Annotated in this window: 13 protein-coding genes; 1 reads left to right on the plus strand and 12 read right to left on the minus strand. The window is 52.7% G+C overall.

Features of this window, described 5'->3' with window-relative positions; genetic code table 11:
* Window positions 1-318: 318 nt before the first annotated feature.
* From I6E40_RS01030 to I6E40_RS01065, 8 genes are all read right to left on the minus strand, one after another.
* Window positions 319-771: a YhcH/YjgK/YiaL family protein gene (locus I6E40_RS01030; protein WP_235384990.1), complete on the minus strand. Its 453-nt coding sequence runs from the start codon at window positions 769-771 to the stop codon at window positions 319-321.
* Window positions 772-810: 39 nt separating this feature from the next.
* On the minus strand, window positions 811-2,472 hold the full coding sequence (locus I6E40_RS01035) for an amino acid permease (protein WP_235384991.1): 1,662 nt from the start codon (window positions 2,470-2,472) through the stop codon (window positions 811-813).
* A gap of 1,188 nt (window positions 2,473-3,660) precedes the next feature.
* Entirely contained in the window at window positions 3,661-4,833 is a 1,173-nt protein-coding gene (locus I6E40_RS01040; protein ID WP_235384992.1) for an AGE family epimerase/isomerase, read from the minus strand.
* Window positions 4,834-4,876: 43 nt separating this feature from the next.
* On the minus strand, window positions 4,877-7,612 hold the full coding sequence (locus I6E40_RS01045; RefSeq protein ID WP_235384993.1) for a cyclically-permuted mutarotase family protein: 2,736 nt from the start codon (window positions 7,610-7,612) through the stop codon (window positions 4,877-4,879).
* A 102-nt stretch (window positions 7,613-7,714) separates the two neighbouring features.
* A complete protein-coding gene (locus tag I6E40_RS01050; protein WP_235384994.1) occupies window positions 7,715-8,632 on the minus strand; it encodes a dihydrodipicolinate synthase family protein in 918 nt (305 codons plus the stop codon).
* A 186-nt stretch (window positions 8,633-8,818) separates the two neighbouring features.
* Complete coding sequence (locus I6E40_RS01055; RefSeq protein WP_235384995.1) at window positions 8,819-9,679, minus strand: RNA polymerase sigma factor RpoD/SigA; 861 nt, start codon at window positions 9,677-9,679, stop codon at window positions 8,819-8,821.
* A 160-nt stretch (window positions 9,680-9,839) separates the two neighbouring features.
* On the minus strand, window positions 9,840-10,814 hold the full coding sequence (locus I6E40_RS01060; RefSeq protein ID WP_235384996.1) for a GNAT family N-acetyltransferase: 975 nt from the start codon (window positions 10,812-10,814) through the stop codon (window positions 9,840-9,842).
* 45 nt (window positions 10,815-10,859) lie between these two features.
* Complete coding sequence (locus tag I6E40_RS01065; RefSeq protein WP_235384997.1) at window positions 10,860-11,705, minus strand: 1-acyl-sn-glycerol-3-phosphate acyltransferase; 846 nt, start codon at window positions 11,703-11,705, stop codon at window positions 10,860-10,862.
* A 274-nt stretch (window positions 11,706-11,979) separates the two neighbouring features.
* Here I6E40_RS01065 and I6E40_RS01070 point away from each other — a divergent pair, with 274 nt between their 5' ends.
* On the plus strand, window positions 11,980-13,152 hold the full coding sequence (locus I6E40_RS01070) for a hypothetical protein (RefSeq protein WP_235384998.1): 1,173 nt from the start codon (window positions 11,980-11,982) through the stop codon (window positions 13,150-13,152).
* Window positions 13,153-13,457: 305 nt separating this feature from the next.
* Here I6E40_RS01070 and I6E40_RS01075 read toward each other — a convergent pair whose 3' ends face one another.
* From I6E40_RS01075 to I6E40_RS01090, 4 genes are all read right to left on the minus strand, one after another.
* Complete coding sequence (locus tag I6E40_RS01075) at window positions 13,458-14,864, minus strand: NAD(P)/FAD-dependent oxidoreductase (RefSeq protein WP_235384999.1); 1,407 nt, start codon at window positions 14,862-14,864, stop codon at window positions 13,458-13,460.
* A 67-nt stretch (window positions 14,865-14,931) separates the two neighbouring features.
* Window positions 14,932-15,504 carry a chromate transporter gene (locus tag I6E40_RS01080; protein WP_235385000.1) on the minus strand — a complete coding sequence of 191 codons (573 nt, stop codon included), beginning with the start codon at window positions 15,502-15,504 and terminating at the stop codon, window positions 14,932-14,934.
* A 20-nt stretch (window positions 15,505-15,524) separates the two neighbouring features.
* Window positions 15,525-16,070 carry a chromate transporter gene (locus I6E40_RS01085; RefSeq protein WP_235385001.1) on the minus strand — a complete coding sequence of 182 codons (546 nt, stop codon included), beginning with the start codon at window positions 16,068-16,070 and terminating at the stop codon, window positions 15,525-15,527.
* A 138-nt stretch (window positions 16,071-16,208) separates the two neighbouring features.
* On the minus strand, window positions 16,209-17,732 hold the full coding sequence (locus I6E40_RS01090; RefSeq protein ID WP_235385002.1) for a DUF4301 family protein: 1,524 nt from the start codon (window positions 17,730-17,732) through the stop codon (window positions 16,209-16,211).
* Window positions 17,733-18,547 lie beyond the last annotated feature (815 nt).

Below are 18,547 nucleotides of genomic sequence, written 5' to 3' on the forward strand. Positions count from 1 at the left end.
GAAAAAAGGGAGGAGCCGAGGCTCCTCCCATATCTCTATACAAATATAATACTTTTCATCGCCAAAAGCAAGAAGTGTTAAAACCGAAAAACCGCCTTGGGTGTGGAAAATGTTTTGGGTGCTTTGAGGGAAAGACATAACCCTTTTCTCGGTAGAGGTGCATGCCGTCTGCTTCATTTTTCCGCGAACGGGCTGAAAGTCCAACGAGCGCATAGCCCGGGGCAAGTGAGCGCAGCGAACGACACCCCGGGGCACGTGTAGGAATAAAAAAAGAGTCGCCCTATAGGGGCAGAAGCATTAAGGGGAGGTAGAAGCTTGTTAGTCTATCCGAAGTTTGCAAATCGCCTTCTTCATTTTTCCTGTGCCGATGATGGGAGCGTGGGCGTCCTCCGGGAGCATGAGGTAGATGTCGCCGGGCAGTGCGGTGAAGTAGGTTTTTGCAGGTTCCGCATAGAGTGCGAAGTCGTGTTCTTCGTCAAAGGGTTGTTCGCTTTTCGTTTTGAGTTCTTCCAGCGGCGTCCAGCCCACGGTCTCCGGTGCGCTGAGCGGAATGTGCACGTCAATGTATCGGCGGTGCACCTCCAACTTTTGCTCCTCTCGGCTTCGGAGTTGCGGTTCGTCAATGTTGATGAACAGTTTCTCGCCGTCCAGTGTGATGCGTCCGGCGGCAACTTCGCGCAGGTCGTGGTGGCGAAGATAGTCAAACAACTGTGGGAAAAGCGGATGTAGCGCTTCGATGCGTGAAGCGTAGGCAAGTGTGGTGAGAATCATGTGTTTATTCTTCGTTTTTGTCGTTCTTTTGTGAGATGTTTATTCCTTGTGGTGGTTCTCAAAAGAAGAGAAGCCTCTCACAAGATAGAAGAAGATGTGTCCGACGCCAAAGATGACGGCAATGAAGAGCATGGTACGGTCAGCGTCCCAGCCCACGGTTTGTTGGTGCCAAAGTCCTGTCAGCACGCAGAGGAAGGCGATGAAGACGCCAATCGCACTCAAAACGGTCTGCCCGTGGCGTCGCACGCTGCCGCCGCCCACCACGCTGTGGCGAATGCCGTAGAAGGAGTAGATGTCAATGCCTATCAGCATCCACATGACGAGTCGAATCCAGGTGTCGGCAGGAAGGAAGAGCATCATGCCCACGCAGCAGACCACGCCGGCTGCCGGGATGTAGGGCACAAGCGGCGTTTTGAAACTGCGCGGCGCGTTGGGTTGTGTGCGTCGCACGACAATGACGCCGAGGCAAACCAGTGCGAAAGCGAAGAGTGTGCCGATGCTTGTCATTTCGCCTGCGATTCCGGGAGGCACGGTGGCACTCATGACGCTGATGATGACCATGAAGAGCAGGTTGCTGCGAGCGGGCGTATGGTATTTCTTATGTAGATGTGAGAAGAGCGGTGGAAGGAGCCCGTCTCGGCTCATGCTGAAAAAGACACGGCTTTGTCCGAGCAGCATGACCAGTACGACGCTTGCATAGCCCAGGAGGATGGCGATGATGATGCCTCGGTTGAGCCAGGGGTAAGCCGGTGTGACCATGCCGTCCGCTCCGACCGGTCCCATGTTTGCCACGGCGGTGGCGGCAGGTGCAATGCTGTCGGCGCCGATGTAGGCATGATAGTCCGTGACGCCTGTCATGACGAAGGCGAAGAGCATGTAGAGCACGGTGCAAATCAAGAGAGAGCCGAGAATGCCGATGGGCATGTTTCGTTTCGGGTTCTTCGTTTCTTGCGCCGCCGTGCTCACTGCATCGAAGCCGATGTAGGCAAAGAAGACGATGGCTGCGCCGCGAAGAATGCCCGACCAGCCGTAGTCGCCAAAAGTACCGGTGTTTTCGGGAATGAAGGGCGTGAGGTTTTCGGTTCTAATATATTGAAAGCCAATCACAATAAAGGAGACGACCACCAGAATCTTCAGCAAGACCATGACGTCGTTGAAGAAGGAGCTTCCGCGTGTGCCTCGCATCAGGATGAGCGACAGGACGATGACCAAGAGCATGGCGGGCAGGTTGATGATGCCGCCGTCCGCCGCGCAGGCTGTCAGTTCCGTGGGAAGCGGATAGCCCAGTCCCTCCATCATGACGCAGAAGTAGCGGCTCCAGGAAACACTCACCGCGACGGCTGCCACGGCATATTCCAAGACTAAGTCCCACCCGATGATCCAAGCCACGAGTTCGCCCATGGTGAAGTAGGAATAGGTATAGGCAGAGCCGGAGATGGGGAGCATGGAGGCAAATTCTGCGTAGCAAAGACCAGCCAGCGCGCATGCCACGGCGGCGATGGCGAAGCTGATGACAATCGCCGGTCCGGTGTGCTCGCCCGCTACGATTCCGGTGACGGAAAACAAGCCGGCGCCGATGATGACTCCCACGCCCAGTGCGATGAGACCCCAGGCGCCGAGCACGCGTTTCAGTCCTTTCCCGCCTTCGTTTTCGGCTTCATGCAGCAGTTCGGCGGCAGTCTTTTTGATGAATAAGTCCATGTTTCTTCTTGTTTGTGTTAGTAAAATTTCCGCAAAGTTAGCAAAATGTTCGGTTTTGACGAAATTTTGTATCTCGAGCAGGGTGAACCCTTCTGTGCGTCTTCTCCGGAACACGCATCAGGAGCGCCCCCTTTTTGAAACCCTGAAACATTAATGTTCATGAATTGACCACGCATCCTTTTGAAACATTAATGTTCATGAATTGATTCATTAAAAGCCATTAATTTGTTTTGGAACACGAATTGTTCACGAATTGAACACGAATTGAACAGAATTAATGGTACAATTAATGAGACAATTAATGGGCATTAATGGAGAAACATTTTTTCTGGGAGCGCACCTAAGAAAAACTAGGAGCGCACCTAAGGAAAAACTGGGAGCGCACCTAAGAAAAACTAGGAGCGCACCTAAGTAAAACTAGGAGCGCACCCAGGAAAAACTAGGAGCGCACCTAAGTAAAACTGCGTGTCGAGTAGTCAAGATTTTTTCTCAGCGACACAGGGTCTCTCGAAGAGCAAAAATGTAGGATGAAAACCGCGTTTCTGCATATTTCCGCCCAACTCTACATTTATATTTTTTGCTTCACCACAACCCTACACACACCACCGCGAAACCCTACACAGTGAAGGGTTTTGTGTAGGATTTGCACACCAAACCCTACACACTTAACAACTCTGATAATCAAACTTTAAACTCGAACTGCGTAGGATTTGAAGGAAATGCATGTACCCTTGAAAAACGTATAGGTTTGAAAGGCGAAAACGCGCGCCTCGCGCGCGAAGCCTATTTCACATTTTTTCCTGTGCTCCTTTTTGAGGGCATTTTGGCACAAGTTTTGCTACAAACCCCAATACAATGAGGGAGGTGTGTCAAAATTTATGATTTGAAACAGCCTCTTATATTTTTCCCTGTGCTTGATGTAATTGATGTCGTCTCAATTTGTGCAGGCATTGACTGCACAAATTCGGAGTTCAAGTATTCAAGTTTCGCAAGTTGAATCAGAGAATAAGCGCAAGCGCGTTCAAGTGAACACTTGCGAAACTTCAATTACTATATTGTTTTCCATACCTTAGGGGTGTTCTAAAAATTAGGTTTGAACGTTCCTTATCCCGTAATTTATAGAACACCCCTTTATGGCATTTAAGATGTGAACCATCTGAAGCATTGTAGCTATGTGTGATGCTTGAATCACTTTGCAGCCAATTCCTCCAGCACCTTCCAGCACTGGAAGAGTCCGCGGGGCACGTGGAAGCAGCCCTTCCATTTACCACCCTTGAGCGGAAGCAATACTTCGCCCTGACGGTTCAAGTAGCCGTACCATTCGGGGTAGTCGGCGTCGGTGAAATGCGACCAAACGTAGTCGTGCACCTTCTCAAACCATGCGAGGCATTCGCGGTTGCCGGTGAGTTGATAGCCCTTGATCATCGTGATGAGTGTTTCGATGTGCACCCACCAGAGTTTCTGGTCCCATTCGAGTTGCTGGCAGGGATGCCCGAGGCGGTCCATGAAGTAGAAAATGCCACCGTAGGTCTTGTCCCACCCGTAGTTCACTTCTTTCAGTGCAATATCGACGGCGCGTTCGATGAGGTCCTGACGCCCCAGGCGTTTGCCGAGGTCCATGATGAACCACATGGCTTCGATGGCATGCCCCGGATTCAGTTGTCTTCCTTCGAAGCAGTCCACGAGTTCGCCGTCCGTGCCGAGATGTTCGACGATGAGGCCGAGTTCGGGGCGGTAGAACACGTCCATGACCTCGTGGATGCAAGTCTCAATCGTCTTTTCAAGGAAGTCGGGAGAGAGCAGCGGTTCGATTTCCAGTGCCACGTTGCAGAGAATCATGGGTAGGGCAAAAGACTTCAAGGAGCGTGCGCCCGCTGCCGCCTTGTTCCATTTCCCCTTCGGGTTGTCCACTTTGGAAAGCACGATGTCAAAGGTCTTCTTGGCAATGTCGGCATACTCCTGATTGCCCGTGGCGATGCTCAGTTGACCGAAGGCGATGACGGCGAAGGTGTAGGAGAAAATGTTGTAGGGCTCCACCAGCGGATTCCCCTCACGGTCGAGTGAGAAGTACCAGTTCAGGTTGCCGTCATGACCGTGTTTTTTGAGGAATTCCGCTCCTTGGATGGCGCATTCCAGCCATTCGGGGCGTTTTTCCACCTTATTATATAATGTGGCAAACATCCAGACTTCGCGTCCTTGGAGCCAGATGAATTTGTCGGTGTCGAAGACCGAGCCGTCGCGGTTCAGGCAGGTGAAATATCCGCCAAATTCTTTGTCTTGTGACTTTTCGAGCCAGAAAGGCACGACTTTGTCGAGCAGTTCTGATTTATACTGCAAAGCGAGTTTTGAAAAATCTGTCATAGTGAAAAATATAGGAAAGAGGTTCTTAGTTGTGGTGTTTTGTTCATTTTGAAAGTGTCTTCCACGTCAGCCCCGTGAGGTCTTTTTGTTCACGGAAGATGAAAGAGAGCAACCAGCCCGTGGCGACGGAGACGGTCATGCCGATGAAGCCGTAGAGCAGGAAACTCGTCGGCGTGAAGTTTTTCAAGAGGAAGACGGCGACGACGCCCGTGAGGAAGCCGATGAGTGCGGCACGTCCGCCGATGCGCGGGAAGAAGATGCCCATGAGGAAGAGTCCGCCCAAGCCGCTGGAGAGCAGTCCCAAGATTTCTTGGAAGAAGTCGAGCAGCGAGAGAATGTCCCAGGTCGCCATGAGCAACGCTACGCCCATGCCGATGATGCCGGAGACGATGCACGCCGTGCGAGCCACCCGAACCATCGCGTGGCTGTCGGTCTGTGGACGGAAGCGACGGTAGAAATCCACGCTGAAAGCCGTGGCGACAGAGTTGATGTTGGAAGAAATCGTGCTCATCGTGGCAGCAAAGATGGCGGCGATGAGGAGTCCCGCGAGTCCCTGCGGCAGTTGTGACATCATGAAGAAGGGGAAAATCGTGTCCGCCTTCGACATCGTCAAATCCAACTCTGCGGGGTGCGTTTTGAAGAACGTGTAGAGTCCTGCGCCGATGGCGAAGAAGACGATGGAGACGCCGACGCTCATCACACCGTTCATCAGAATGCTCTGGCGTGCGCTGCGTTCGTCCTTTGTCGTCAGATAGCGTTGAATCACAGTTTGATCGGAGGTGTAGGAGATGAGGTTGTTCGCCAGTCCTCCCAGGATGATGACCCACCAGGTCGCCGAGCGGAAGTCCATGCTCCAGTCAAAGAGTCGGAACTTGTCTGCCTCGCTGCCGATGGTCAAGAAGCCGCTGACACCACCTTCCGTGCCGAACACCAGCCAAGCCACGGCGAAAATTGCACCGCCGACAAGGATGAAGCCTTGGATGACGTCGCCCCAAACCACCGCTTCAACGCCGCCCATCGTGCAATAGACAATCGTCACGAGAGCCATCAGAACGATGCAGACGTAAAGGTCGATGCCCGTCACAGCCGTGAGAGCGAGCGAGGGAAGATAGAGCACGAGTGCCATGCGGGCAACCATGAAGACGATGAAAAGCGCAGATGCCATCAGTCGGGAGGTGGCGTTGAAGCGTCGCTCCAGATATTCGTAGGCACTGGTGACATTGAGGCGACGGAAAAAGGGAAGATAGTAGCGAATGACGGGGAAGGACACGAGGAGAATGGTTACGAGCATCGGATAGTAGGTCCAGTCCGTTGCGTATGCCTTGGCGGGATAAGCCATGTAGGTGATGGCACTCAGCATGGTGGCATAGATGCTGATGCCTGCAGCCCACCAGGGGATGCGCCCGCCGCCTTTGAAGAAGTCGTCGGCACCCGATTCGCGCTTCATGAAGTAATAGCCTAATGCTATCATTAAGAGGAGGTAACCCACCAAAACCAACCAGTTCCATAGTCCGAAGGAGGGCTTGAAATCAACCTTCAAGGCGGAGACGTCGGCACTTCGCACGCCCGGTTTGCTCTCGCCGTCAATCATCATCCAAAGTCCGCCGACGTTCACCAAGCCCGCACCTGCTTTTGCCAAGGCGGGGAAGGGACCGACGGAAAGCCAGGTGGAGGTGACGGTGTGGAAGAAAAGAAGATTTTGGGAGAAGCGGTAAGCCTCGGAAGGTTGTTTCAGATAGTCTTCCCCTTCTTTTTCCAGCGTGCGGATGAGGGCAAGCGTTTCTTCTGAGGGGGCTGAGATGGCGCGGAGGGAGTCGAGCAGGAAGGGGCGGTTGATGGCGCGTTCGAAAATCTCGCGGTTCACCCCGCCGAGGCAGACAATGTGGGCGCAGCCGGAGGTGAGTGCCGTCGCGCCGACCAGCGCGAAGGGCTCTTGGCTGCCGTGGGCTTGCTGCAAGAGGGTGCGTTCCCAGATCTTTTTCAAAGGGTTATATGCCAGCCCTGTGGTGTGAACCATCCCTTTCTCTTTCTCTGTGGCGGGAGCAAAGCCGCCGAAGACGTAGAAGCAGTGGGTGCGTCCGTCACTCTGGACGGCAGCCACGGGTTGCAGGCGTCCGCGACCGGGGAGGTCAGGCAGCCGCTCCCAAGACTTGCCGCCGGGGTAGGGGAGACAGAAGGCGGCGGAGGAAGGGTTGCCGTTTTCGTCCTTGCCGCCTGCGACATAGATTTTCCCGTCGCCGTAGGCAGCGCAGAGATTGTCCAGTCCCACGGGGAGGGAGGGCAATGTCTCTGTAATCACCGTGCCGTCGGCACCTTTCTTGAGGAGAAAGACGTGGCGAAGCGCGTGCGTTCCGTCGGTGCCGCCGATGCAGACGAGACCTTCGGGCACGCTGACGCCGGCACCGTAAGCCACGGCGGCAGGTAGTTCACCAATTTTCTTCCATCCCGCTTTCGCGTCATGGGGATTCAGCGAGAAGATGTCGCGATAGAACACCTTCGCTCCTCCCTCAGCAGCGGGCACGCCGGGGAAGTTGCAACCGCCTGCCACCCAGGCTTCGCTGCCGACTGCACCCGCAAATGGCGCGGAGACGCCTTGTGCACCGCCCACCGGGAGGGCAGGCAGTTTGCTCAGTCTGAGCGTGTTGAAAGCGTTCGGGTGTGCACTCGCAAGTTCCTGAGAGAAAGCGACTTTTCCCGAGAGCAGGGTCAGGAAGAAGAGAGAAAGGATGAGTCGGAGCGACTTCGGTGTGCCGGAGAGGCGCTTCGGAGTGTGGTTCATGGTATTAGAGGGTGTTCTATAAATCACGGAATAAGGATCGGGAGGAGTTTCCTTCTTTCATGCTTTCGCGGAAGGAGTGTGTGAAGAGAGGCGGAAGTCTGTTCAGATTTCGTTGCAACGTTCAAAGAAGGAGATGGCTTCCAGTTCTTTCTTCATTTGTGCTTCCTCTTCGTCGGTCATGTTTTGGAACGGCACGCGGTTCTTTCCGAGGTCCAGCCCGATGAGTTTCATGATGCGTTTTCCGCCGACGATGTTGCCGCGGAAGTGGCAGATGACGTCAATCACATCCTGCGCAAAGTTTTGCAGTTCACGCGCTTTGTCAAGGTCTCCGGCGTTCCAGGCATCGATGATGCCGGTGAGCACTTTCCCGTTGTAGTTGGTTGTTCCGCCGATGCCGCCTTTTGCTCCGCCCATGGCAAGACAGGGCAGAATCGTCTCGTCTTGTCCGTGAAGCATGTCATACTTTCCGTCTTTGTAGCGCAGGCAGCGGTTGTATTCGTAAAGGCTTTCAAAGGTATATTTGATGCCGGCGAAGTTCGGGATTCTGCCATCGACCGCTTTGAGCAGGTCGAGCATGGAGAGGTAGGCGTTGTTGAAGGCAGGGATGTGGTAGAAATAGAAGGGAAGGTTCGGTGCTCCGCCTGCGATTTCTTCGCAGTAGGCGACGAGTTCTTCGATTCTTCCGATGCGCGGGAAGGGTGTAGCCATGGCTCCTGTTCCCCAGGCTCCGATTTCTTGTGCGTGGGCTGCGAGTCGGCGGCTACTTTTGATGCAGGTGCTTCCGACGTGGACGATGACTTTGAAGTCTTTGGGTGCTGCGGCGACCCAGGCTTCGGCAAGTTTCATTCTTTCTTCTTCGGTGAGCATGTAGCCTTCGCCGGAAGAGCCGTTGATGAAGACGCCTTTGAGCCCGTTGCGTTGAAGCATGTCCGCGTAGCGTGGAATCGGGGCGAGGTTGATTTCTCCGTTTTCGTCAAAGGGTGTGAAAGGTGCGTCGATGAGACCGATTATTTTTTCCATGAGTTGAGAGGTTTATGTGGTTGTTTCAAATAAAGCGATGACGTGTGACCAAGATGTTTTTTCAAATCTATGGTCACACGTCATTTCAAATGTTTTTTCTTTCAGTTCTGAGGGATAAGCCGGCGACTGTCACTTGGAGCGTGCAGTTTGTTTGCTTTCCCGTTTTGTTTGTGAAGGTGCGAGTTTTCAGCCGAGATATTTCATCAGGATGTTGATGTTGTCGGCTTCGCGGAGTCTTCGGAGCGCTCTTTCTTTGATTTGTCTGACGCGCTCTCTGGTGAGGTTGAGCATTCCGGCGACTTCTTCGGCGGTCATTTCGTTTCGTCCGATTCCGAAGAGCATTTTGAGCACCTGGCGTTCACGTTCGGAGAGTGTGCTGAGCGCTGCATCCAGATCAGAGGCGAGCGACTCTTTCTCCATTTGGTTGTCCGTTCCCGGCGCGTTGTCGTCCGTCATGATGTCAATGAGGCAGTTGGAGTCGTCGTCTTGGAACGGTGCATCGACGCTCACCTTCTTTCCGTTGGTGCCCAGTGCTTCTTGCACTTTGGCGATGTCCGTGTCCAGAATCTCAGCGAGTTCTCCAACGGAGGGTCGGCGTTCATACTCTTGCTCAAAGTTGACGATGGCTTTGGTCAGTTTGCTTTGGAATCCGACTTGGTTGAGCGGCATGCGCACGATGCGACTCTGTTCGGAGATTGCCTGCAGGATGCTCTGGCGTATCCACCAAACGGCGTAGGAGATGAATTTGAAGCCGCGTGTTTCGTCAAATTTTTGTGCGGCTTTGATGAGGCCGAGGTTGCCTTCGTCAATGAGGTCGTTGAGGGCAAGTCCTTGGTTTTGATACTGCTTGGCAACGCTGACGACAAAGCGGAGGTTGGCGCGGGTGAGGCGGTCGAGGGCTTCTTGGTCGCCTTTGTGAATGCGCTGAGCGAGTTCCACTTCCTCATCGGTGGAGATGAGTTCCTCCCTGCCGATTTCCACGAGATATTTATCAAGGGCGGCACTGGAGCGGTTTGTGATGCTTTTGTTTATCTTGAGTTGTCTCATAGTCTTACGTAAGAGGGTGCGAAGTTACTGTAAAATAGGCGATAAACCAAATCTGTTTGTTTTTTTTGGATTTTCAGCCGTTCGTCGGGCGGGCTTTTTGTTCTGGTTTTTCGTTTTTGTTCGCTGTTTGAGCCTTCTGTGTTTTCTTCTTGAGGATTTCTTATTCCTTCTTGAAGATTTCTTGGAAGAGGTTCATGCTTTCGGGGTGTTCGTGGGCGAAGGTGTCGATGTGTCTCATCCTTTTTTCTTCGAGGATTTCGTCTGTGGCGATGAGGATTCCTGTTTCTTCGACCTCACCGAACTCGTGGTTGACGGCGGTTCCGAAGACTCGCATCGTGGGGCTGAGTCCCATGTAGGCATTGACCAAGGGCGGAATGTTGAAGCCCAGTTTTCGCACCTCGGTGTTGAGGATTCGATAGTCTGCTTTGAAGTTTTCTTCGGTGAAGAGCGCTTCCAGTTCCGCTTTGTCCGTGCCTGTTTGAATGGGTGTGTCGGGCGTGACAAGTTTTTCGTTGTCCGGGAAGTGTTTGTTCAGGAAGAAGAGAATCATGTCCCTGGCTTTTGGGTTGAAAGAGGGATACATGGTCATTTTGCCGAAGAAATATTTCAAGTCCGGCATGAGCACCGTGAGCGCACCGAGTCCGTCCCAGAGATTGTCGAGGGCAAAGAGTCCTTTGCTCATGGAACGCGTGCTCTGATATTCCAAGGTGACGAAGGAGCGCCCCAGTTCCACGGTTTGGGGGAGATAGTCTTGGATGAATTTTTCGGAGAAGTGGAACATGTGTGAGGTCGCCAATTTCGGCTGCCCGTTGTCATCAAATTGAATCTCGTGACCGGGGAGGAATCGGTATCCTCCTAAAATCATCTCCTCTTCCGGGTCCCAAACGATGAGTTGGTAGTAGGGATGTTCGCACGTGTCAAATTCGTCCCAGTCCAGTTCTTTTCCCGTTCCTCCTCCGGCGGCGCGGAAGGCAATTTCTCGGAGACGCCCGATTTCTCTCATCACGTTCGGTGCTTGTTGGAAGGTGACGATGTAGATTTCATTTCCGGCTTTGTTGGTTCCTCGGAGTCGGCGTTCCGGAGTGAGTTCTGCTTTGAGCAAATTTTTCTCTACGGGAGGTATGATTGGTGTCATGGTGTTGAAATGGAAGGGGGAGACGAAAGCGTTTCTTCAGCCTGTTCAGTTTTGGTTTTTCGGAGGCAGTTCATAGACCTTGCTTCTGACGAAGTCTGCCCAGTCTGCGGGGCGTCTTGTGGCGTCGAAGACGGTGTGAGGAATGGGCTGTCCGATATAGACGTCAAACTTTTTGTGTTTGTTCAAGAACATTTCGTCGGAGAGGAAGAGCATGGCGAGATTGACTTTCAGTCCGAGTCGTTTGCACCAGGAGGCGATGCGATAGAAGCGTTCAGAGTTTTGTCCGCTGAAGAAGATGGGGACGACGGTTCTTTGTGTTTCAATGCTCTTTTGGATGAACGTTTTGTTCCACGGCAAGTCTTGAATCACTCCTTGAATCTTTCGTGAGCAGAGTCCGGCGGGAAACATGATGACGTGGTTGTCGCTTTGGAAGACTGCTTCGACCAGCCGTGGGAGGTCGCGACTTTGTTTTCCCGTTTTGTTGATAGGGATGCAGAGCGGTGCGAGCCCGGGGAGATTCATCAGGAGGTCGTTGACAAGATAGCGAATGCGACCGTCGTAGTGATTTCCCAAGATGTGGCCGAGGGCGATGCCGTCAGGACCGCCGAGTGGGTGGTTGCTGACGAAGGTGAATCGGCTGCCGTCGCTGTCGTCGGGAAGGTTCTCGAGTCCGTGCACCTCAATTTGCATGTCCAAATATTTCACGGTGGCATCCAACCAAGGCACGCCCTTAATGTCGCTCGTTGCAGCCAAATGCTCGTTGATTTCATCCTGGTGGGCGATGCGCTTCAGCCAGTTTCTGACAAAACGGGGCACGTAGCGAGCCTTTTTTCCCGCCTTGGTGTTTAAAATGCTGTCAATGTCAATTCTAAAAACCTGTTCTTTTGACATGAGAGGAAAATAGTCTTACGTAAGTGACTGCAAAAATAAATAAATCAGTAGAGATGACCAACACGGCTTCTGCACATTGTGCCGCGTTTTCATTGATTTTTCATCCAAAAGCGCTAAATTTTGGTGAAATTTGGGAAGTCGGCCAGAGAAGTCCATGCCGTCCTGTGTGTGACTCGTGAAAATAAAATCGTATTTTTGTGGCGAGTTTTCAAAACTTCTTTCGTTTTGCGCGTTTTTTTGTAGCGCGCTTTTCTTTCATTCGTTGATATTTTCCATGAACACCCTCACTTTGGTCAATATAGAATTTGCAGCGGCGACCCATCTGATGATGAGTCTTGTGCTCTTTTTCTTTTCTCGTCGCAGTGTGCAGTTTTTGTCTCAAGCGTGGATTATGTTGCTCATTTGCTTGCTCTACTGTGGCGGGCTTTCCTTTTTTGCTTGCGGCGGCGTGGTGCCTCCTCTCGGGATTCTGCACCCTGTGATGCTGATTTATTTGATGATTTGTTCTTTTCTTCTGAGCGTTTATCCTCTTGGTCTGTGCATGCCGGGTTATTTGCAATGGGGAAGAATGTGGGGATATGCGATTCCCGCTTTGTGCGTTATTTTTATCTATGGCATGGGCGCGGCGGTCGGCAGCAACCTTGCCGGCGTCTATGAGTTTGATGATTTCATTCAGTATTTTCTTTCCGGCGACATCCTTTTGCGCATCGTGGCGCTGTTGCTTTCCGGCTACTACATTCTCAACATCTTCCGCCTGCCTCACCGTCTGGTTCGTCGCATGCAACTTCCGTCTGATTTGATTGCTTACGGTTCTGCGTTGGGCGCGGTCAGCATCTTTTTTGTTTTCATCGCCGTGAGGTTCAGTCTCGTTCTGCTCAACGTCTATGTTCTTCTTTTCACGCTTGTGAATCTCTTTCTTTTCTTCCGCATTCTTCGCCCGTCCGTGGAGGGAATGGCTTATCCCGCCATTCGCGAAGTGGAGAAAATGCCGACTCCGGAAGAAATCACGCAGTCTGAAATCAACGACTTCAACGAAGCGAACCTTAAGCGTTTCAATATGTTGGAGTACATCATGCTTCACGAAAAGCCATTCATTGACACGATGTTCAATCGCGAACGACTCTGTCGTCTTGTGGGTTTCAACCGCCACGTAGTTTTGCAAAGTCTCCGTTCGCAGGGCTACAACGACATACACGAGTACATTTCCCGCCACCGTGTCGCGGAGTTGCGGCGTCTCGTCGAGAGTGGCGAGGTGACTGATTTGAAGGAAGTGGATAAGGTCGGTTTCAAGACCTCGAAAACGGCAATTGTTTGTTTTGAAAGATATGAGGGAGAGAGTTTAGTCGCGCTGTTGGAGCAGCAGGCTCGTAGTGAGTTGGCGGAAGGCGAGACGGTTTCTTCCGAAAACTCAGCCCTTCCCTCCGATGCCCCGGCACGTTCTTCCTAAAACTTCGTCCGTGGCGCAGACGGAAAATGGCAAATTCAAAAGCAGGAACTGCAAGTCGAAAGGGTCGGCTTGCAGTTCCTGCTTTTGAGTTTTAGTAATCCTCAAAAAATAACCTGCATCATCTTTGAAAATCTTTTCGGTTCATATTTCCTCCCTCATCAGTCACATAGCTACGGCTATGCTCCTTCTTCGGGTGAAAATCTGACCTCGAAAATCTAATTCAAATCTGACGCAACTTATTATTTTCATATTACTTAGAGGTTGGTGGCGCACTTTGTGCAGAAGCCAATGGAGCGTTTCTCAGTTCATTGTGGCTTTTTTTCGTCCGTTTTGTTTTCTTTGGTTCTGTCTCTGAGGTCTTCGGAGCCTTCGCTCAGCAGGTCAGTTCCCCAGTGTGTGGAGGCGAGTCGTTTCTCGCGTTCTTTCACCTCCTTCGCCTTTTTGGCGTAGATAATCATGCGCAAAGATTGCGAGTAGGACATGTAGTTCCAGAGCCAGTTGAACAAAACGATGATTTTGTTTCTCACGCCGAGAATGGAACGGAGGTGCACGACGAGCCAGAGCAGCCAGGCGATGAAGCCTCCGAATTTCATTTTGCTGAATTCCGCCACGGCTCGGTTGCGTCCGACGGTAGCCATTGTTCCGAGGTTCACGTAGCGGAAGGGCTTCATTTCCTTTCCTTCCTCGAGTCGTTTGAGGTTTTTGGCGAGGAGTTTTCCTTGTTGGATGGCGACTTGTGCCAACTGCGGGTGTCCTCCTTTCCAGTTGTCGTCTCCGTCGGGCATGATGCATTGGTCTCCGATGCTGAAGACTCCTTCGAGTCCGGGCACTCGGTTGAAGGCATCGACCACGATTCTCGCGCCGCGTCCGAGGTGTGAGGGGTCAAGGTTTCCGACCGGTTGTGCTTTCACGCCGCTGACCCAGATGAAGGTTCGTGTGGCGAGGCTGCTTCCGTCTTTGAGCAAGACGCGGTGGTCTTTGTAGTCCGTCACCATTTTGTTCAGTAAGACGTTGACGCCCATGGTTCGGAGATACTGCTCCACTTTTTCTGACGATTCTTGACTCATGGCGGGCAGGAGGCGCGGTCCGGCTTCGATGAGATAGATGTGCATCAGTGAGTTGGGCAGGTCGGGATAGTCCTTAGGCAGGACGAAGTTTTTCATTTCCGAGAGTGCTCCCGCAATCTCTACTCCCGTTGCACCGCCGCCGACGATGACGATGTTCAGAAGTTCTTGTCGTTCCGTTTCAGTTGCACAGGTCAGTGCTCTTTCAAAGTTGTCGAGCAGTGCGTTGCGGAGTCCCATGGCTTCGCTGACGTTTTTCATTGGCATGGCTTCTTCTTCGACGTTTGCGTTGCCGAAGAAGTTGGTTGTGGCGCCTGCTGCGAGGACGAGATAGTCATAGCGCACCTTACCGATGGACGTTTGGATGATTTTGTGTTCCGGGAAGATGGAGCGCACCTCTGCCATGCGATAGAAGAAGTTTTTCCTGCGTTGGAAAATCTTTCGGAAGGGGAAAGAGATTGAACTCGGTTCAATGCCTGCCGAGGCGATTTGATAGATGAGAGGTGGGAACTGGTGATAGTTGTTTCGGTCGATGAGCACGACTTGGAACTGACTGTTCTTGAGTTTATTGGCAAGTTTGAGTCCTCCGAAGCCGCCGCCCACGATGACGACGCGTTTTTTGTCGGTTTTTGGAAGGTTGAAACTCATGAGCGAGGTTTTATGAGTGTTCTGTAAAAAAAAGAATGTTTTTGGAAGAAACTTTGGGAGAAAGGTTTCAGAAGAGAATCCATCCGGCGATGCCGCAGAGGAGAATCATGACGCCGGCGTGGATTTTGTAGATGCCCATGCCGATGAGTGCGGCAAGGAAGAGGAAGATGCTGACGCCGAGTTGCCAGGGCGATTCTGTGGGTGAGCCAAAGTTTTCGGTGTTCATCAGCAAGAGGGCTGCCGCTGCGATGAGTCCGGGGACGAGTGGACGGAGCAGCACGAGGATGCAGTCGATGTGTAGTTGTATCTTTTCGTTTTTTCTCAGTCGTTCGGCACATTCTGCCCATAGCACAGCGGGCCAGATCAGTCCCAGAGAACTGACCAGTGAGCCTGCGACGCCGCCCCAGTTTCCAAAGGCACCGACCGTGGCAGTGTAGCCTGTCAGGACGGCAGTGTTGAAGATGGAGCCTCCGGGCAGGCAGCGCGACATGGTCATGAGGTCGGTCAACTGGTCGGGCGTCAGCCATTTGTGGAGGGTCAGCGTTTCGTGTTCCAGCAGAGCCTGTGCGGCGGGGTCGCCTCCCAGACCGAAGAGGGTCACTTGCGTGAAACTGAGGAGAAGGAAAAGATAAATCAACATGAGTTCGGAGTGAAAGAGTGTCAGGAGTCAGCGCGCACGAGAAAGCCGTAGAGCAGTCCGAGTGCGGTCAGTGCGATGATGATGTAGGTTGGAGAGACGCCCAGCAACACGATGGCGAGTGCTGCTCCCACGGGAATCCAGACTGTGCTCAGCACGATGCCCGAGTGTCGCCACATTTTCAGACAAGGGAGAAGTACTGCTGCGACGATGGCGGGACGTGCTCCTTTGAGAAAGGTCTCCACGGCGGGGAAGTGGCGGACGGATTCGAAGCAGGTGGCGAGGACGATGAGGATGACAAACGCGGGCAGGAGCGTGCCGGTCAGTGCTGCTGCCATTCCGCGTCGTCCGTAGATTCGTTTTCCGAGACAGATGGCGAGGTTGAGGGAGAAGATGCCCGGCATTGCCTGCACGATGGCGAGGTCGGCTGAGAAGTTCTCCTCTGTCAGCCACTTGTTTTCCGAAACCAGCGCGTGGCGGAGCGGTTCAACGATGGCGTAGCCATTGCCGATGGTCAAGCCGCCTGCTTTCAAGAACGCCATGAAAAGTGTGAAGAGATTGACGGGCATGTGAGTCTGTTCGGGTTTGGGGTTGTGTGGTGAAGTATGATTGCGGAGCGTTTCTTTCGTGCTTTTTTGGGGTGAGCGTTCCTTTTTGTGAAGCGGGAGTGTCCGTCTCTTTATTTGAGCGGACACCCCCGGCTGTTTTCACTGATGTTGTGGGCGGTAGAGGTCGTTGACCGTCTTGACCGGGTTGAAAGTGGAGAGGGGCACTTCGACGAAGACGGTGTTCCAGTTGCTCATCGCTCCGTTCCAGAGTCCGGGCAGTTCAAGTGCCTTGAGTTCTTTTCCGTCTTTGCTTTTGTGTGAGATGAAGCCTGTTTGCGGGTCCACAAAGGCGGGAAGTTCGAAATCTTTTCCGCGGAAGTCCTTGATGGCGCAAACCAAATCGACGGGATTGAAGTGAGTTCCTTGTTCAAACATGGCTTTTTTCTCAGCGTCGTTCATGTCAATTTGCGAACTCTCGAGAATCTGCGGAGAGTATGTTCCGTCGGGATTGTATGCCAAGAAAGGTCCTCCGCCGGGCTCTCCGACGTTGCGCACCATGCCACAGACACGGATGGGTCGGTTCAGTTTCTGTTCCAGATAGATGGCGAGTTCCGTGTCCTCAAGCATTTTGGTTTCCGGGTTCTTTGTGCAGAGTTCTTTCTGAACGAATTGCAACATTTCGCGGAGTTCGTCCATCGTGTAGCGTCCGCTGTCCAGTTTTTTGAGATAGGCAAAGACTTTCTTTTGGACGCTGACCAAGACTCCCGCGAGCAGTCGTTTGTTTTTCACCGTGTCCTCTTTGAGTTTGTCGGGCACGACATTGTCGATGTTCTTCACAAAGACGACGTCCGCTTTGATGTCGTTGAGGTTTTCAATCAGTGCGCCGTGTCCGCCGGGTCGGAAGAGGAGCGAGCCATCTTCTTTTCGGAAGGGCGTGTTGTCGGGGTTGGCAGCCACGGTGTCTGTGGACGGTTTTTGTTCGGAGAAGGAGACGTCGTAGGTCACGCCGAAATGTTTTTCATAGGCTGGTGCCACCTCCGCAACGAGTTTCTCGAAGAGTGCGCGGTGTTCCGGTGAGACCGTAAAGTGGATGTGCACGGAGCCATCTTTTTGTCGTGCGTAGAGCGCGCCTTCCACGAGGTGTTCCTCCACCGGTGTGCGCGCTCCTTCGGGATAGTTGTGGAATTTGAGGAGTCCTTTCGGCAGTGCGCCGTAGTTGAGTCCCTCGCTGCCGAGCATGGCTTTCACGATGGGTTTGTATGCTCCTTCTGCGAGCAGAGCGTCGATGTCTTTTCCGTGAAGTCGGAGGCAGGCATCGTTGAGGTCTTGGAAGAACGCGGCGCTGTGGATTTTCTCGAAGAAAGTCTTTTCAAAGTCCGTTTGCGGCGCGTCATAGTCGGCATCGGCAAAGGCGAACATGTTTTTGAACATGCGGCTTGCTGCGCCCGATGCGGGGACGAACTTCACGATGCGGTGGGAGGCGTCGTCGGTGTAGGCGTCCCAGGCTTTGAGATAGGCTTCGGCGTCAGTTTCCGAGGGTTGGAGGATGCCTTTTCCGATTCCTGCGGCTGCGTGGAGTCGGAGGAAGGGGAAGCCTTTTTGGAAACATTCAAGTTGTTGGTGAAGTTTCTCTTCTGTTATGCCCTTTGCGGCGAGCAAGGCTTTGTCATTTTCGTTAATCATGGCGGATGAGATTTAGGGGGTATTTTCGATTGCGATTTGAGATCGAGAGATTATTGTGCGCGGAAAATTTGTTGCGGAGCGCGGAAAGGTTGCTGCGGGGCTCGGAGGCGTCGCTGTGTGGCGCGGAGAACACGCTTCTTGGCTCGGAGGCGTCGCTGCGGAGCGCGGAGACGACAGGGATGTGGAAACGTTGTGTGGCGTTGCCGCATCTCTCCCGCAAAGTTAAGAATTTCTGTTCATGTGGCTTATTCCTCGTCGTGCTTTTCTGAGAAATGCTCCTTTTTCTGTGTCTTTGGGGGCTTTGGACGCGGCTTTCTCTGTGCTCGTGGAGGTTTCCGAGCGCTACCGCTCAGTGGGCGGGGATGAGGGGGCAGTTTAAGTAATCCTCAAAAAATAACCTGCATCATCTTTGAAAACCTTTTCGGTCCATATTTCCTCCCTCATCAGTCACATAGCTACGGCTATGCTCCTTCTTCGGGTGAAAATCTGACCTCGAAAATCTAATTCAAATCTGACGCAACTTATTATTTTCATATTACTTAGCGGATTGCCGGACATGCGGGGCTGTCAGATTTCAGAGCGTGTTTTGAGAATGGTGAACGTTCCTTGTTTCACAAATTCAGGAAGCCCTCGGAATGAAACCTGTGCCGAGCAAGCGTTCACCAATCGGTTCTCCGTTTTCGCCGCCTCCTCCGCGCTATGGAAAAAACAGCGCTTTTGAGCCATTTTTCGGCGATTAGACATTAACATCTTTAACCTTCGGGAACATTTTCCGGCTCCCAATTTTGCCTACTCGGCGCATAGTTTTACTTAGG

It is taken from the genome of Prevotellamassilia timonensis, assembly GCF_021531665.1.
Classification (GTDB): Bacteria; Bacteroidota; Bacteroidia; order Bacteroidales; family Bacteroidaceae; genus Alloprevotella.

Coding starts and splice junctions, on each gene's coding strand:
- I6E40_RS01085 (WP_235385001.1), bottom strand. CDS start 16,070: ATGCCCGTCAATCTCTTCACACTTTTCATGGCGTTCTTGAAAGCAGGC.
- I6E40_RS01060 (WP_235384996.1), bottom strand. CDS start 10,814: ATGACACCAATCATACCTCCCGTAGAGAAAAATTTGCTCAAAGCAGAA.
- I6E40_RS01070 (WP_235384998.1), top strand. CDS start 11,980: ATGAACACCCTCACTTTGGTCAATATAGAATTTGCAGCGGCGACCCAT.
- I6E40_RS01050 (WP_235384994.1), bottom strand. CDS start 8,632: ATGGAAAAAATAATCGGTCTCATCGACGCACCTTTCACACCCTTTGAC.
- I6E40_RS01090 (WP_235385002.1), bottom strand. CDS start 17,732: ATGATTAACGAAAATGACAAAGCCTTGCTCGCCGCAAAGGGCATAACA.
- I6E40_RS01055 (WP_235384995.1), bottom strand. CDS start 9,679: ATGAGACAACTCAAGATAAACAAAAGCATCACAAACCGCTCCAGTGCC.
- I6E40_RS01030 (WP_235384990.1), bottom strand. CDS start 771: ATGATTCTCACCACACTTGCCTACGCTTCACGCATCGAAGCGCTACAT.
- I6E40_RS01045 (WP_235384993.1), bottom strand. CDS start 7,612: ATGAACCACACTCCGAAGCGCCTCTCCGGCACACCGAAGTCGCTCCGA.
- I6E40_RS01080 (WP_235385000.1), bottom strand. CDS start 15,504: ATGTTGATTTATCTTTTCCTTCTCCTCAGTTTCACGCAAGTGACCCTC.
- I6E40_RS01040 (WP_235384992.1), bottom strand. CDS start 4,833: ATGACAGATTTTTCAAAACTCGCTTTGCAGTATAAATCAGAACTGCTC.
- I6E40_RS01075 (WP_235384999.1), bottom strand. CDS start 14,864: ATGAGTTTCAACCTTCCAAAAACCGACAAAAAACGCGTCGTCATCGTG.
- I6E40_RS01065 (WP_235384997.1), bottom strand. CDS start 11,705: ATGTCAAAAGAACAGGTTTTTAGAATTGACATTGACAGCATTTTAAAC.
- I6E40_RS01035 (WP_235384991.1), bottom strand. CDS start 2,472: ATGGACTTATTCATCAAAAAGACTGCCGCCGAACTGCTGCATGAAGCC.